Source organism: Streptomyces griseoruber (genome assembly GCF_001514205.1).
Lineage (GTDB): Bacteria > Actinomycetota > Actinomycetes > Streptomycetales > Streptomycetaceae > Streptomyces > Streptomyces griseoruber.
In genome coordinates this window covers 608,704-623,142 of record NZ_KQ948763.1, presented here as the reverse complement: position 1 = coordinate 623,142, position 14,439 = coordinate 608,704, and the positions used below count along the sequence as shown (strand labels likewise).

12 protein-coding genes are annotated in these 14,439 nt (G+C 71.7%); 2 read left to right on the top strand and 10 right to left on the bottom strand.

Features of this window, described 5'->3' with window-relative positions:
- Nucleotides 1-12: 12 nt before the first annotated feature.
- Entirely contained in the window at nucleotides 13-1,278 is a 1,266-nt protein-coding gene (locus tag AQJ64_RS02615; protein ID WP_055637070.1) for a DUF3533 domain-containing protein, read from the bottom strand.
- A 215-nt stretch (nucleotides 1,279-1,493) separates the two neighbouring features.
- Between AQJ64_RS02615 and AQJ64_RS02610 the strand changes: the two genes are divergently transcribed.
- A complete protein-coding gene (locus tag AQJ64_RS02610) occupies nucleotides 1,494-2,168 on the top strand; it encodes a hypothetical protein (protein WP_055637071.1) in 675 nt (224 codons plus the stop codon).
- A 95-nt stretch (nucleotides 2,169-2,263) separates the two neighbouring features.
- Here AQJ64_RS02610 and AQJ64_RS02605 read toward each other — a convergent pair whose 3' ends face one another.
- The 9 genes from AQJ64_RS02605 to AQJ64_RS02565 form a co-directional block, all read right to left on the bottom strand.
- Nucleotides 2,264-3,793: an NCS1 family nucleobase:cation symporter-1 gene (locus AQJ64_RS02605; RefSeq protein WP_055637072.1), complete on the bottom strand. Its 1,530-nt coding sequence runs from the start codon at nucleotides 3,791-3,793 to the stop codon at nucleotides 2,264-2,266.
- Nucleotides 3,794-3,916: 123 nt separating this feature from the next.
- Nucleotides 3,917-4,936, bottom strand: coding sequence for a TIGR03842 family LLM class F420-dependent oxidoreductase (locus tag AQJ64_RS02600; RefSeq protein WP_059202369.1), 1,020 nt, complete (start codon nucleotides 4,934-4,936; stop codon nucleotides 3,917-3,919).
- 11 nt (nucleotides 4,937-4,947) lie between these two features.
- On the bottom strand, nucleotides 4,948-6,351 hold the full coding sequence (hydA, locus tag AQJ64_RS02595; protein ID WP_055638347.1) for a dihydropyrimidinase: 1,404 nt from the start codon (nucleotides 6,349-6,351) through the stop codon (nucleotides 4,948-4,950).
- 103 nt (nucleotides 6,352-6,454) lie between these two features.
- Nucleotides 6,455-7,297: a nitrilase-related carbon-nitrogen hydrolase gene (locus AQJ64_RS02590; RefSeq protein ID WP_055638346.1), complete on the bottom strand. Its 843-nt coding sequence runs from the start codon at nucleotides 7,295-7,297 to the stop codon at nucleotides 6,455-6,457.
- 191 nt (nucleotides 7,298-7,488) lie between these two features.
- A complete protein-coding gene (locus AQJ64_RS02585) occupies nucleotides 7,489-9,072 on the bottom strand; it encodes a PucR family transcriptional regulator (RefSeq protein WP_055638345.1) in 1,584 nt (527 codons plus the stop codon).
- A 57-nt stretch (nucleotides 9,073-9,129) separates the two neighbouring features.
- On the bottom strand, nucleotides 9,130-10,413 hold the full coding sequence (locus AQJ64_RS02580; RefSeq protein ID WP_055638344.1) for an aspartate aminotransferase family protein: 1,284 nt from the start codon (nucleotides 10,411-10,413) through the stop codon (nucleotides 9,130-9,132).
- Nucleotides 10,410-11,252, bottom strand: coding sequence for a nitrilase-related carbon-nitrogen hydrolase (locus tag AQJ64_RS02575; RefSeq protein ID WP_055638343.1), 843 nt, complete (start codon nucleotides 11,250-11,252; stop codon nucleotides 10,410-10,412). Before AQJ64_RS02575 ends, AQJ64_RS02580 begins: the two co-directional genes overlap by 4 nt.
- 179 nt (nucleotides 11,253-11,431) lie before the next feature.
- Complete coding sequence (locus AQJ64_RS02570) at nucleotides 11,432-13,045, bottom strand: hypothetical protein (RefSeq protein WP_059202368.1); 1,614 nt, start codon at nucleotides 13,043-13,045, stop codon at nucleotides 11,432-11,434.
- Nucleotides 13,046-13,203: 158 nt separating this feature from the next.
- Nucleotides 13,204-13,455 carry a helix-turn-helix domain-containing protein gene (locus AQJ64_RS02565; RefSeq protein ID WP_055634566.1) on the bottom strand — a complete coding sequence of 84 codons (252 nt, stop codon included), beginning with the start codon at nucleotides 13,453-13,455 and terminating at the stop codon, nucleotides 13,204-13,206.
- A gap of 32 nt (nucleotides 13,456-13,487) precedes the next feature.
- Between AQJ64_RS02565 and map the strand changes: the two genes are divergently transcribed.
- Nucleotides 13,488-14,258: a type I methionyl aminopeptidase gene (gene map, locus AQJ64_RS02560; protein WP_055634565.1), complete on the top strand. Its 771-nt coding sequence runs from the start codon at nucleotides 13,488-13,490 to the stop codon at nucleotides 14,256-14,258.
- Nucleotides 14,259-14,439: the final 181 nt, after the last annotated feature.

The window sequence follows — 14,439 nt, the reverse complement described above, 5'->3', positions numbered from 1 at the left end:
CCGGGGAGTGCGTCAAGCGGGCTGCGGGGTGAGGCGTTTGTGGCCCTTGCGGTCGTAGTAGCGGGTCATCGCGAAGCCGAAGACGAGGGCGAGGGCCGTACCGATCGCGATCATGATCCAGGAGCGGGTCAGTCCGGCGTCGCCGCGCGCGTCGAAGAAGAGGATGGCGCGGACCCCGTCGCTGAGCTGCCGCATGGGCTCGAAGTGCGAAAGGAAGCGGTAGAAGTCGGGCACCGCCTGGAGGGGGACGGTGGCACCGGAGGACGGCAGGCCGAGGACGATGAAGACGAACATGGACACCAGCTGGCCGATGCCGCCGAAGGCCGCGTTGATGGCCTGGACGCCGAGGCCGACCGCGAGGGTCGCGCAGTAGGAGTAGATCCACAGCAGCGGCAGGTGTGAGGCGTCCATGTCCAGGACGGCCACGCAGGCGAGCATCACCAGGGAGACGCTGACGAGGGTGATGCCGGCGGTCATCGCCATCTTCAGCAGCAGGGTCTGGGTGCGGTCGATCGGCACGGTGGGGCGGCGGGTGTGCCAGGGGCCGATCTCGTTGTCGGCGTAACCGAGGGCGGTGTCCACGCCGTTGCTGATGACGTTGCCGCCCATGAAGCCGGCGAGGACGAGCAGCAGGGTGTAGTAGAAGGCGGTCAGGCCGAGACCGCTGTGGGTGCCGATGGGGTGCCCGACCCGGGTGACGACGTTCACGGGGTCGGCGAGCAGCAGCGCGGTCGTGGAGTCGGCGGCGGGGGCGGCGGCGGTGAGCCGCTTGCCGATGGTCAGGGAGACCTGGTGGGCGGCCTTGGTGGTGATCTGGCTCGCCAGGGAGGAGCCGAGGCTGCCCTTGCCGGGGTTGGTGAGGGTGGTGAGCGTGGGCCGCACGGTGGCGTGGGTGGTGGTGAGCGCGGTGAGGGAGTCGGTGAAGTCCGCGGGGATGACGAGCGCGCCGTACACCTTCCCGGAGTCCAGTTCGTCCTGCGCCTCGGCGCGGCTGAGGAGGCGCCAGTCGACCGAGCCGCCCGCGGTGTCGGCGGCGACGGCGGCGGCGACCTGGGTGCCCAGGTTCTGCCGCTGCCCGGCGGGCGGCGCGCCCGTGTCGCTGTTGACCAGGGCGACGGGCAGGTCGCGCAGGTCGCCGTTGGGGTTGACGATGCCGCCCATGTAGAGGAGGGACAGGAGCAGGGCGAGCAGTCCGGTCAGGACCGTGGGCAGCAGCCACAGCTTGGGGCGGCCCAGCAGGGTGAGGGCGCGGGCCTCGGGGGCGGCGGATTCGGGCATGGCTCTCCGTAGGTGACTGGTCGTGGTGCCAATTTATCCCCGCACACCCGAAAAATCCGACGATATGTCAGGAGGGGCGCGTCTTCTCGTGCCCCTTCGTCACCGCGCGCGCACGCTGCGAGTTTTCCCTTCCGCCCCACAGGGAGTCGTGTGACACTGGCGTCCTTGTCCGCACTGCGGACTGCTGTCCGCACCGTCCCCCACGAAAGTGCGCCGTGCGTTCTCTCCCACTGCCGCTCGCCCTCACCGCCCGTCTGACCCCGGTGGTCGTGCTGGCCTGCGCGGGCTGGGCGATGACGTCCGGTCCGGACGCCGACGCCCAGGACTCCGCGGCCAAGGACACCCAGCAGACCCAGTCCGAGAAGAAGTCCGCCGACGGCGGCTCGTCCGACACCGCCGCGTCCAAGACGTACGACGCCGCGCTCGCGCCGTGCACGAGCGTGGCCGCCAAGACGATCACCTCGCTGGTGCCGGGCGCCAAGACGGCCGGCAAGGAGATCCCCTCCACGGACACCAGGCTGCGCCGCACCTGCTCCTGGAACGCGCTCAAGGGGTTCGACTACCGCTGGCTCGACATCTCCTTCGAGATCACGGACTCGGACGACGCGGCGCGGTCGTCGTACGCGGACCGGCTGAAGGAGAAGAGCGGCGGCGGCGATGTGCCGGGCCTCGGCGACGCCGGGTACTCGGTGGTGAACCTGACCACGGAGGACAAGCAGCAGACCCGGGAGGGCACCGTCATCGCCCGGGTCTCCAACGCGCTGGTCGTCGTCACCTACAACGGCAGTGACTTCGAGTCGAAGAAGGCCCCCGGCACGGACGTGATCAACACGGGGGCGATCAAGGCGGCGAAGGAGGCCGTGGCGGCGCTCCTGAAGAGCGCCGGCTGAGCGACCCGTGCCCCGGCGACGGCCGGAGGAGTCCCGGACGGGATCCTCCGGCCGTCGCCGTGTGGCCGTGTTTCCGTGTTGCCGTGCGCCGCAGGTCAGGCCGCGCTCCGCTCCCGTCGTCCGGTGACGGTCATCAGGACCAGGTACACCAGGGTCGAGGTGCCGAGGCCGACCGCCCAGCCGTAGTCGGCGAGGGGCTCGAGGGCCGCGATGGGCCGGCCGTCGATGATCGGCTCGAAGCTGGCGCCGCCGATCGCGAGGACGCCGCCCGTCAGGAAGGCCACCACGGCGGGCCAGTTCCAGCCGCCGTCGTACCAGTAGCGGCCGCCCGCCCGGTACAGGTCGCTCAGGTCGAGCCTGCCGCGGCGCAGGATCCAGTAGTCGGCGATGAGGATGCCGGCGACCGTGCCGAGCAGACCGCCGACCAGACCGAGCCAGGTGAAGATGTAGCCCTGCGGGTCGGAGTACAGCTTCCAGGGGAAGATCAGCACCCCGATGACACAGGTGGCGAGGGCGCCGGTACGGAAGCTGATCCTGCGCGGCGCCACGTTGGAGAAGTCGAACGCGGGCGAGACCAGGTTGGCCGCGATGTTCACCGACAGGGTCGCCACCAGCACGGTCACCAGCGCGAACAGCAGCCCGAAGACGTTGTCGGTCTTGGCGGCGAGCTGGACCGGGTCCCAGATCGTCTCGCCGTAGACGGCCTGCGAGCCGGAGGTGACCAGCACCGACAGCAGCGCGAACAGCGTCATGGTCGTGGGCAGACCGAGCGCCTGGCCCCAGGTCTGCGCCTTCTGGGACTTGCCGTAGCGGGTGAAGTCCGGGATGTTCAGCGACAGCGTGGACCAGAAGCCGATCATGCCCATGAGGGACGGCCAGAACAGCTTCCAGAAGTCGCCGCCCCAGCCGAGCTTGGACGGCTGGTCGAGCAGCGGGCCGAAGCCGCCCGCCTTGTTGCTCATCCAGATCAGCATGACCAGCGCGCCGACGATGACGAAGGGCGCCGCCCAGTTCTCGAAGCGGCGGATGGTCTCCATGCCCCGGTAGATGATGGCGACCTGGATCGCCCAGAAGATCGCGAACGACAGCCACATGGTCCAGGGGTGGCCGCCGATCGTCCCGGCGTCGCTCCAGCCGTTGCCGATCAGCTTCCCGGCGAGGAAGTAGATCGCCTCGCCGCCGATCCAGGTCTGGATCCCGAACCAGCCGCAGGCCACCAACGCCCGGACGACGGCGGGGAGGTTGGCGCCGCGGATACCGAAGGAGGCGCGCGCGAAGACCGGGAAGGGGATGCCGTACTTCGGTCCGGCGTGCCCGGTGAGCAGCATCGGGACCAGCACGATCACATTGGCCAGGGCGATGGTGAACACCGCCTGCTTCCAGTCCATGCCGACGGCGATCAGACCGGAGGCGAGCGTCCACGACGCCGTGTTGTGGGCCATGCCGACCCACAGCGCGGAGAAGTTGTACGTGGTCCAGGTGCGCTTCTCGACGGGAACCGGCAGCAGGTCCTCGTTGGCGTAGGGGCCGCTGGGCGGCGGGGCACCCGGGGCGAACTCCACGCGCCCGTCGGGGAGGGTGACTTGATCGGACACGGGTATGGCCGTGGGAGCGGTGTCGGTCATGGGCAGGCCAATCAAACGAGGGGCGGATCCGGAAAGGCCGTGCGGGTCTCCGGCCCCCTCCTCCAGGACGGTGGAGGAGGGGAGAACTGGAGTGGGGGGATGGGGAGGTGCTCGGTTGCGGGGTCAGCCGTTGACGGCGGGGATGACCGTGCTGCCGTACGCGTCGATGACCTTCTCGCGCGCGTCGTGCATGTCGTAGACGGCGAACTGGTCGACGCCCAGTTCGCGCAGGGCGTTCAGCTTCTCGATGTGCTTCTCGACGGGTCCGATGACACAGAACCGGTCGACGATCTCGTCGGGCACGAACGCGGTGTCGGGGTTGTCGCTGCGGCCGTGGTGGGAGTAGTCGTACCCCTCGCGGGCCTTGATGTAGTCGGTGAGTTCCTCGGGGACCCGGGAGGAGTGCGCACCGTACTTGGACACCAGGTCGGCGACGTGGTTGCCGACCATGCCGCCGAACCAGCGGCACTGGTCGCGGGCGTGGGCGAGCGCCTCGGGCGAGTCGTCGTCGGTGACGTAGGCGGGGGCGGCCACGCAGATCTTGACGTCGTCGGGGTCGCGCCCGGCGGCGACGGCCGCGTCCTTGACCGCCTTCACCATGTACTCGGTGAGGTACAGGTCGGAGAGCTGGAGGATGAACCCGTCGGCCTCCTCGCCGGTCATCTTCAGCGCCTTCGGCCCGTACGCGGCCATCCAGACGGGAAGCTCCGCGCCCTCCTTGATCCAGGGGAACCTGACCACCGTGCCGCCGAGGTCCGCCTCCTGGCCCGAGCCGAGGGCGCGGATGACCTTCATGGCCTCGCTGATCCGGGCGAGGGTGTTCGGGGCGCGGCCCGCCACCCGCATCGCGGAGTCGCCGCGGCCGATACCGCAGACCGTGCGGTTGCCGAACATGTCGTTGAGGGTGGCGAAGGTGGAGGCGGTGACCTCCCAGGTGCGGGTGCCCGGGTTGGTCACCATCGGCCCGACGGTCAACCTGCTGGTGCCGGCCAGGATCTGGCTGTAGATCACGAACGGTTCCTGCCACAGCACGGCGGAGTCGAAGGTCCAGCCGTAGGTGAAGCCGTTCTCCTCCGCGCGTTGCATCAGCTCGACGACCTTCGAGGCCGGCGGGTCGGTCTGCAGGACGAGTCCGAAGTCCATGGGCACCCTTCCTAGGTGAGGTATTGACAGGTGGAGCGCGGGGTGTAGACGCCGTGACCCGCGCGTCCGGTGTACTCCCGCCCGGTGATGACGAGTTCGCCCCGCGACAGGACCGTCTCGACCCGGCCGGTGAGGCGCTTGCCCTCGTACGCCGAGTAGTCGACGTTCATGTGGTGGGTCTCGGCGGAGACGGTCTGCTCGGTGTGCGGGTCGTAGATCACGACGTCCGCGTCGGCGCCGGGGGCGATGGTGCCCTTCTTCGGGTACATGCCGAACATCCGGGCCGGGGTGGCACAGGCGATCTCGATCCAGCGGCGGCGCGAGATGTGCCCGTCGACGACGGCCTGGTGGAGCAGGTCCATCCGGTTCTCGACGCCCGGCAGACCGTTGGGGATCTTGGAGAAGTCCCCGCGCCCCAGCTCCTTCTGGCCCACGAAGCAGAACGGGCAGTGGTCCGTGGAGACCACCTGGAGGTCGTTGGTGCGCAGGCCCTGCCACAGCTTGGCCTGGTGCTCCCTGGGCCGCAGCGGGGTGCTGCACACGTACTTCGCGCCCTCGAAGTCCGGCTCGGCGAGGTTGTCCGTCGACAGGAACAGATACTGCGGGCAGGTCTCGCCGAAGACGTTCAGCCCCTCGTCGCGGGCCCGGGCCAGCTCGGCGACGGCCTCCATCGCCGAGACGTGCACCACGTACAGGGGCGCGCCGGCGACCTGCGCGAGCTTGATCGCCCGATGGGTGGCCTCGGCCTCCAGCAGGGCCTTGCGGACCTCGCCGTGGTACCTCGGATCCGTCTCCCCGCGCGCCAGCGCCTGCTCCACCAGGACGTCGATCGCGATGCCGTTCTCGGCGTGCATCATGATCAGGCCGCCGTTGTCGGCCGAGCGCTGCATGGCGCGCAGGATCTGGCCGTCGTCGCTGTAGAAGACCCCCGGGTAGGCCATGAACTGCTTGAAGGAGGTGACGCCCTCCTCCACCAGGTGGTCCATCTCCTTGAGCGTCTCCTCGTTCACATCGGAGACGATCATGTGGAAGCCGTAGTCGATCGCGCAGTTGCCCTCCGCCTTGGCGTGCCAGGCGTCCAGGCCGTCGCGCAGGGTGTGGCCGACGCTCTGCACCGCGAAGTCGACGATCGTGGTCGTACCGCCCCAGGCGGCGGCCCGGGTGCCGGTCTCGAAGGTGTCGGAGGCGAAGGTGCCGCCGAACGGCAGCTCCATGTGGGTGTGGGCGTCGACCCCGCCCGGGATGACGTACTTCCCGGTGGCGTCGATGACCTGCCCGTCGGTCCAGGCCTCGGCGGCCGGGGTGCCGGAGGCGGCGAGGGCGGCGATGCGGCCGTCCTCGATCAGGACGTCGGCGTGGATCTCGTCGGATGCGGTGATGACGAGACCGCCGCGGATGATTTTACGGCTGCTCATGTTCCGGCTCCGGAGAGGTAGTCGGTCGGATGCGGGACGGTGGGGGCTGGTCGCGCAGTTCCCCGCGCCCCTGAAAGGACACCGGCGCGGGGAGCTGCATCGGTCACGGGGCCGTCAGCGGGCCGTACGCCTCCGGGCGGCGGTCGCGGTAGAACTGCCAGCGGTCGCGGACCTCGCGGAGCTTGGCCATGTCCAGGTCGCGGACGACGAGTTCGGTCTCCTTGTCGCTGGCGACCTCGCCGACGAACTGGGCCTCCGGGTCCACGAAGTAGGAGGTCCCGTAGAAGTCGTTGTCGCCGAGTTCCTCGGTGCCGACCCGGTTGATCGCGCCGACGAAGTACTCGTTGGCGACGGCCGCCGCCGGCTGCTCCAGCTGCCAGAGGTAGGAGGACAGACCGCGGGAGGTGGCCGACGGGTTGAAGACGATCTCGGCGCCCGCGAGGCCGAGCGCCCGCCAGCCCTCGGGGAAGTGGCGGTCGTAGCAGATGTACACGCCGATCTTGCCCACGGCGGTGTCGAAGACGGGCCAGCCCGCGTTCCCGGGGCGGAAGTAGAACTTCTCCCAGAAGCCCTTGACCTGCGGGATGTGGTGCTTGCGGTACTTGCCGAGGTAGGAGCCGTCGGCGTCGATCACCGCGGCGGTGTTGTAGAGGACGCCCGGCTGCTCCTCCTCGTACATCGGGAGCACCAGGACGATGCCCAGTTCCCGGGCGAGCGCCTGGAAGCGCTGGACGATCGGGCCGTCCGGGATCTGCTCGGCGTACTCGTAGAACTGCGGGTCCTGCACCTGGCAGAAGTACGGCCCGTAGAACAGCTCCTGGAAGCACAGGACCTGAGCACCCTGCGCGGCCGCGTCGCGGACCGCCTGCTCGTGTACCTGGATCATCGATTCCTTGTCGCCGGTCCAGGCCGTCTGGAACACGGCGGCGCGGATCACTCTGCTCATCGGGACCTCCGGTCACTCGGTGTGAGAGGACCTTAGAAAGCCGGCGAGCCCGCTTTGAGTTGCACGGTGTCACGTCTGGGGGAGCTGGGCGTGCCACCGTGTCACGTCCGTCAAGTCCCATGTTTCACCGCCGTTTTCGCAGGTCGTTCCATGTTTCGGGGCTGTTGCCCGGGGCCCCTGGGGACTGTGGGTCAGGCTTGCTGGGCGTCGTGCGCGAGCAGGGCGATATGCACCGAGGCGGCCTGTTCGAAGTCGTCCAGGTCCACCCCGAGCCGGGCCTGTATCGCCTCCAGGCGGCGGTAGAGGGCCGGCCGGGAGACATGGTGGAGCTGGGCGGTGCGGGACTTGTTGCGGCCGGTGGCGAGATAGGTGCGCAGGACGGCGAGGAGGTCGTCGCCGGCCGCGCAGAGCAGTCCGTCCAGCTCGCGCTCGGCGAAGGCCTGGACGTGCGGGTCGTCGCGCAGCAGCCGGATCAGGCCGCGCAGATGGACGTCCCTGAGGCGGACGACGGGCGGCAGGTCGAGGGCGGCCGAGGAGTCGGCGACGGCGTCGGCGACGTGCTGGGCCTCGCGCAGCCCGGCCGGGACCTCCTCCCAGAGGGTGCGCGGTCCGGCCGAGGCGACGACGGTGCGGGCCTCGCCGGACTCGGTGCGCAGCCGGGCCGCGAAGTGCGCGGCGAGGGCCTCGGCGTCCTGGTCGCGGGCGAGGCTGAGCAGCACGGCGGTGGCCCCGTCGGCGAGTTCCGCGACCAGCCCGGGCAGGCCCAGCAGCCGCAGCATGCGGTCGAGCTGGGCGGGGTCGCCGTCGCGGACGACGAGGGGGACGAAGCTGCGCCGGTTGACGGGCAGTCCGGCCGCGCGGGCCCGGGGCAGCAGCTGCCGTGCCGGTACGACGCCGGAGGCGAGGTCGGTGAGCAGGCTCTGTGCGGACTGCTCCTCCCAGGTGTGGGCGGAGGCGCCGCCGAGCATGCGGTGCAGGACGAGGGCCTCGGCGGCCCGGTCGGCGAGCAGGCGGCCGCCGGCGGTGTCGCCGCGGTAGCCGCAGAGCATGATCTCGCCCCAGCGTTCGCCGCGGCCGCCCAGTTCGGCGCGGATCCAGCCGTCGCCCTCGCTGCCGCCGGCCTGCCGGGCGATGCGTTCCCAGTCCCGCAGCACGTCGTCGACCGCCGACCGCTCCCCGCCGGTGGCCAGCACCCGGTGGGCGAGGTTGGTGACCACGACGGGGCAGCCGGTGTGGTGGGCGATCTCGTCGAGCAGGCGTTGCAGCGGCGCCCCGGCGGTCATCAGCCCGGTCAGGGCGGTCCGTACGGCCTCCGAGAGGCTGACGGCGGCGAACTTGCGGCGTACCAGCCGGGACTGGACCTCCTCGGTCAGCTCGGCGAACGGGAACGGCCGGTGCAGGACGACCAGGGGCAGCCCGCACCGCTCGGCGGCGCGCCGCATGGCGTCGGGCGGGGCGGGGAAGGCGCGCCCCAGGCCGAGGACCACGGCGGCGGCCTCGGCGCGGTGCAGGGACCGGATGTACTCGGCCTGGGCGGTCTCGTCCCCGGCGAGCAGGACCCCGGTGGTGAGGACCATCTCGCCGCCGCTGAGCATCACGCCGACGTCGGGGGCCTCGGCGACGTGCACCCAGCGCACCGGCCGGTCGAGCCGGTCCGCGCCGGCCACCACCTCGGGGTCCCCGGCCAGGACGCGTTCCAGGGACAGGACCTGACGGACCGACAGGGCGGGTTCCAGGGGCTCGACGGGGCCCCAGGTCTCCAGGGTGGTGGTCATGGCGGTGTTCCCTTGCTCGACCGGCGCGGTGCCGGGACTGCGCGGCGGGCGCCGCTGCTACTGCGTGCTCCTCAGCGCGCTCTCGAGGATCGCGGCGCCCTCCTCGGCCTCCGCGACGGTCAGGGACAGCGGCGGGGCGATCCTGAGGGCGCTGGTGTCGTGTCCGCCGCCCTTGCCGATCAGCAGGCCGCCCGTGCGGGCCGCCTCCAGCACGGCGGACGCCCGCTCCGGGTCGGCCCGGTCGGTGCCGGGTTTCGTCAGCTCGACACCGATCATCAGGCCGCGCCCGCGCACCTCCCGTACGCCGGGGTCCTGGGCGGCGACGGACCGCAGCCGCTCGATGAGCAGACCGCCGACGCGCCGGGCGTTGCCCTGGAGGTCGTGTTCCAGGAGGTAGGTGAGGTTGGCGAGGCCGGCGGCCATGGTGAGCTGGGTGCCGCCGAAGGTGGAGATGCTGTTGGCGTCCAGGCAGTTCATGATCTCGGCGCGGGCGATCACGCCGCCGATGGAGGAGCCGTTGCCGATGCCCTTGGCGAAGGTGACGATGTCGGGCGGGCCGCTCTGCCCGTGCGCCTGCCAGCCCCAGAAGTGGTCGCCGGTACGGCCCCAGCCGGTCTGGACCTCGTCGGCGATCCACAGGATGCCCCGCTCGTGCAGCACGTCCCGGAAGGCCGCGTACAGGCCGTCGGGGGGCGAGGTGAAGCCGCCGACGCCCTGGATGGGCTCGGCGATCAGCGCGGCCGGCGGGCGGGTGTGGCCGAGGAGGTCCTGGAGGTCGTCGACACAGGCCGCGATGTACGCCTCGTCGTCCATCGCGGCGAACGGGCCGCGGCCGCGCACCCCGCCGTGCACGTACAGCGTCTGGAGCGGGGACAGCGAGGTCGGGGACCAGCCGCGGTTGCCGGTGATGCCGACGGCGCTGAAGGAGCGGCCGTGGTAGCTGTTGCGCATCGCCAGGATCGTGTTGCTGCGCCGGTACGCCGTGGCGAGCAGCAGGGCGGTGTCGTTGGCCTCGGTGCCGGAGGTGGTGAAGAAGACGCGGGCGTCCGGGACGCCGCTGAGCTGGGCGATCCGCTCGGCGAGTTCGACCATCGGGCGGTTGAGGTACAGCGTGGAGGAGTGGACGATCCGGCCGGCCTGCTCGCTGACCGCCTTGGTCACCTCGGGCAGGGCGTGGGCGGTCATGGTCGTCAGGATGCCGCCGAAGAAGTCGAGGTACTTCGTGCCGTCGGCGCCCCAGACGTGCCGCCCCTCGCCGTGGGTGATCTCCAGGGGTTCCTCGTAGTAGAGCGCCAGCCAGTCCGGCAGGACGCTCCGGTGACGCGCGTACAGGTCGCTCACGGCTGTACCAGCCCTTCGTAGGCGTCGGGGCGGCGGTCGCGGTAGAAGGCCCACTGCTGCCGCACCTGTTCGATCAGGTCGAAGTCCAGGTCGCGGACGACGAGTTCCTCGCTCCTGTCGCTCGCGACCTCGCCCACGAACTGCCCTCGCGGGTCGACGAAGTACGACGTCCCGTAGAAATCGTTGTCCCCGTACTCCTCCACTCCCACACGGTTGATCGCGGCGACGAAGTACTCGTTGGCGACGGCCGCGGCGGGCTGCTCCAGCTGCCACAGATGGCTGGACAGGCCCCGGTGGGTGGCGGAGGGGTTGTAGACGAGCTGGGCGCCGTTGATGCCGAGCTGCCGCCAGCCCTCGGGGAAGTGGCGGTCGTAGCAGATGTACACGCCGATCCGGCCCACGGCGGTGTCGAAGACGGGCCAGCCGAGGTTGCCCGGCCGGAAGTAGTACTTCTCCCAGAAGCCCTTGACCTGCGGGATGTGGTGCTTGCGGTACTTGCCGAGGTAGGAGCCGTCGGCGTCGATCACGGCGGCGGTGTTGTAGTAGAAACCGCTCTGCTCGACCTCGAACACGGGGACGACGATCACCATGCCCGTCTCGCGCGCGAGGTCCTGCATACGACGCACGGTCGGCCCGTCCGGCACCGGCTCGGCCCAGCGGTAGTGCTCGGGCTCCTGCACCTGGCAGAAGTAGGGGGCGTTGAAGACCTCCTGGAACCCGATCACCCGGGCACCCTGCCGGGCCGCCTCGCGGGCGTGCTCCTCGTGTTTCGCCACCATGGACCCGGTGTCGCCGGTCCAGGTGGCCTGGACCAGTGCGGCACGTACGACGTCGGTCATGAGCTGCTCCTTCGACGGGACGTCAGAGCCTCTACGCCCGTAGACGAAGGTCGTAGAGGGACGAACGTAAGCCTCCGGGAGGGGCTTGCCAAGACCATCGTCGTTAACCCGCGGAGTCGATCGCGTTTCACACTCACGTGGGTGAGCCGGGAGGCGTACGGCGTACGGCGCGCTCCCCGTCAGGCGGTGAAGCCGGCCACCCGCAGGGCGTGGACCAGGTCCCAGCCGCGTTGTTCCGAGACGCCCCGGGCGGCCTCCAGGAGCAGCGGGACGAGGGCCTGGGGGTCGGGGGCGGCGCTGCGGGCGGCCTCCTCCGGGGTGCGGACGCGGACGTAGGCGTCGAGCAGGGCCCGAACCTCACGGCGGCGGCCGTCGGTGTGCAGCCCGAGGACGGCCTGTCCGATCTCCTCGGCCGGGCGGGCGACGCCCTGCCGCAGGATCTGCTCGCCGTCGGCCGTGCGCCCCACCGCGACCAGGGCGTCCGCGGCCTCCACCAGCCGGTCGGCGGGCAGCGAGGCGGCCTCCCAGAGCAGGGTGGTCCAGTCGGCGCTCAGCCCGGCGCGCTGGAGCTCGGCGGCGAGCAGCGGGATCCGGGCGGCCGGCCAGTACGCCAGCTCGACGAGCAGCGCGTGCGCCTCGCCGCTGCGGCCCTCCCCGCGCAGCCCCACCAGCCGTTCCACCGCCCGCACGGTCTCCCGCCGTGCCTCGGCGTCCAGCGGCTCCCGCTGCGGTTCCTCCCGCCGCTCCGCCCGCTCGGCCGCCCCGGCGAACCGGGCGCCCCGCAGCGTCCGCCGGGCGGCGGGAGCGGGCTCGGGTGCCCCGGGCCCGGCGGTCGGGGGTACGACGACGGCGGCGTCCTCCTCCTCGGCCATCCCGGCGAACCGCGCACCGCCCCGCCGCCGCTTGCGCTGCTTGGGGCCCTTCTCGGGCTCCGGCCCGGGGACGACCGGCGCGCTCCGCGGGGCCGGGTCGGACACGGAGGCGGAGGCCGGGGCGGGGGCGGAGGGGGAACCGGCAGCCGGCCCGGCGGCGCCGTACCCCGAAGACCCCGGCGCCGGCACCGTCTCGGCCCGCAGGTGGCCGCCGGGTACCGACACCGTCTCGGCTCCGCGCGCGTGCCCGCCGGGTCCCGCCGCGGGGCCGCCCGCGGTCCTGTTCCCGGAGACCGCAGGGCCGCCCTGCGCCTCGCGCCCGCTCCCGCTCCCGTTCCCGTAGGCCGGTGCGGTCCCGTACACGGTCGGCGGCCGGCGTACCGGATGGGCGTCGGTGATCCGCCCCTCCCCCGCCCGGCGCTCCCACTCGGTCATCCGGTGACGGAGTTCGGCGCAGCGCGCGAGGGCGCGTTCGTGGTCGTCGTGGGCCCAGGCGAGGTCGAGGCGGATGGCCTCGGCGTCCTCCCGGGTGGCCGCGGCGCCGAGCAGACGCCCCAACTCGGCCTGGCGTTCGGCGGCGTAGCGCTGTTCGCGGAGCATCACGTCGAGCCGGTCGCCGAGTGCCTCACGGCCGCCGGGCCGGGCGTCGTACGCGGTGAGCGCGGCGGCGTGCAGGGATCGTGCGCGCTCGGCCTCCTGGGCGGCGGCCGGGGTGCCGTACGCGGCGGCGAGGTCCTGGAGCAGGGCTTCCACGACGTCCCAGGGCGGCACCTCACGCCCGTCGAGACAGGCCTGCATTCCGTCGGGATCGCGCTGCCAGAACACCGCGCACCAGCCGGCCCCCTGATCGAGGCGCGCCAGCAGCCCGTTCAGGTAGTTCGCGAACTCCCGCACCCGGACCGGGAGTTGATCCACACCCATCGCACAGCTCCCGCCCGACCGGAACACTCCGGTTCGTAGAAAACACCAGCTGTGTTACAGCCGGGCTACGACGAGTTTTCAAAGCGGACGCGGGGGGGGGGCGCCCGGCGCGACCTTGGCCGGAAAGAGCCCTCGCCCCGGCCGAGTTCGCGCCGGTGTCACACCCCGGCCAACGCACACCGCCCGGCCAGCTCGTCCATGGACAGCCCCAGCGCGACGGCCAGCGCGGCGACCGTGAAGAACGCCGGGGTCGGCGCCCGTCCGGTCTCGATCTTGCGGAGGGTCTCGGCGGAGATACCCGCGCTCGCCGCGATCTCGGCCATGCTCCGGCCGCCGCGCGCCTCACGCAGCAACCGTCCGAGCCGCTCGCCGCGCTCGCGCTCTTCGGGGGTCAACGGGTTACGCACCATGCCGTCATTCTAATACCGGTATAGTAATTGGCATGGTGGAACTCAAGACCCGGGCGTCGATCGACGCCATGTACGAAGCCGGCCAGGTCGTCGCGCGGACCCTGATGGCGGTGCGCGAGGCGGCCGGCGTGGGCGTCTCCCTGCTGGAGCTGGACGAGGTGGCCCGCGGCGTCCTGCGGGAGGCGGGCGCGGACTCCCCCTTCCTCGGCTACCGCCCGTCCTTCGCGCCGACCCCGTTCCCGGCGGTGATCTGCGCCTCCGTGAACGACGCGATCGTGCACGGCATCCCCACCGGCCACCGGCTGCGCGACGGCGACCTCGTCTCCATCGACTGCGGGGCACGGCTGGGCGGCTGGGTCGGCGACTCGGCGATCAGCTTCACCGTGGGCCGGGCGCGCCCGGCGGACGTCCGGCTGATCGAGACGGCGGAGCGGGCCCTGGCGGCCGGCATCGCGGCGGCGGTCCCCGGCAACCGCATCGGCGACATCGCCCACGCGATCGGCACGGTCTGCCGCACGGGCGGCTACGGCGTCCCCGACGGCTTCGGCGGCCACGGCATCGGCCGCCACATGCACGAGGACCCCGGGGTCCCCAACGAGGGCCGCCCCGGCCGGGGCCTGCGCCTGCGCGCCGGCATGGCGATCGCCATCGAGCCCATGCTCATCGCGAGCGGCCGCGACGACTGGCACGCGGCCCCCGACGGCTGGACCCTGCGCACGAACGACGGCTCGAGAGCCGCCCACACGGAACACACGGTGGCCATCACGGAGGAAGGCCCGAGGGTCCTGACAGAGAGGCGGTGACCGCAGCCGGCCTCACGGGGCGCGGGGCCCTGACATCCGCGGCGCCGCCGCGTGGGCGCGAGCAACCACCCACACCCCGCACACGCCTTACCGCACCAGGCAGCCAGGACATGCCGCGCCATTCGGAACGTGCAATCGTGGTGTAGCCCGGCACGGCCAGGGCACCCGTCCGCCCGGCCAC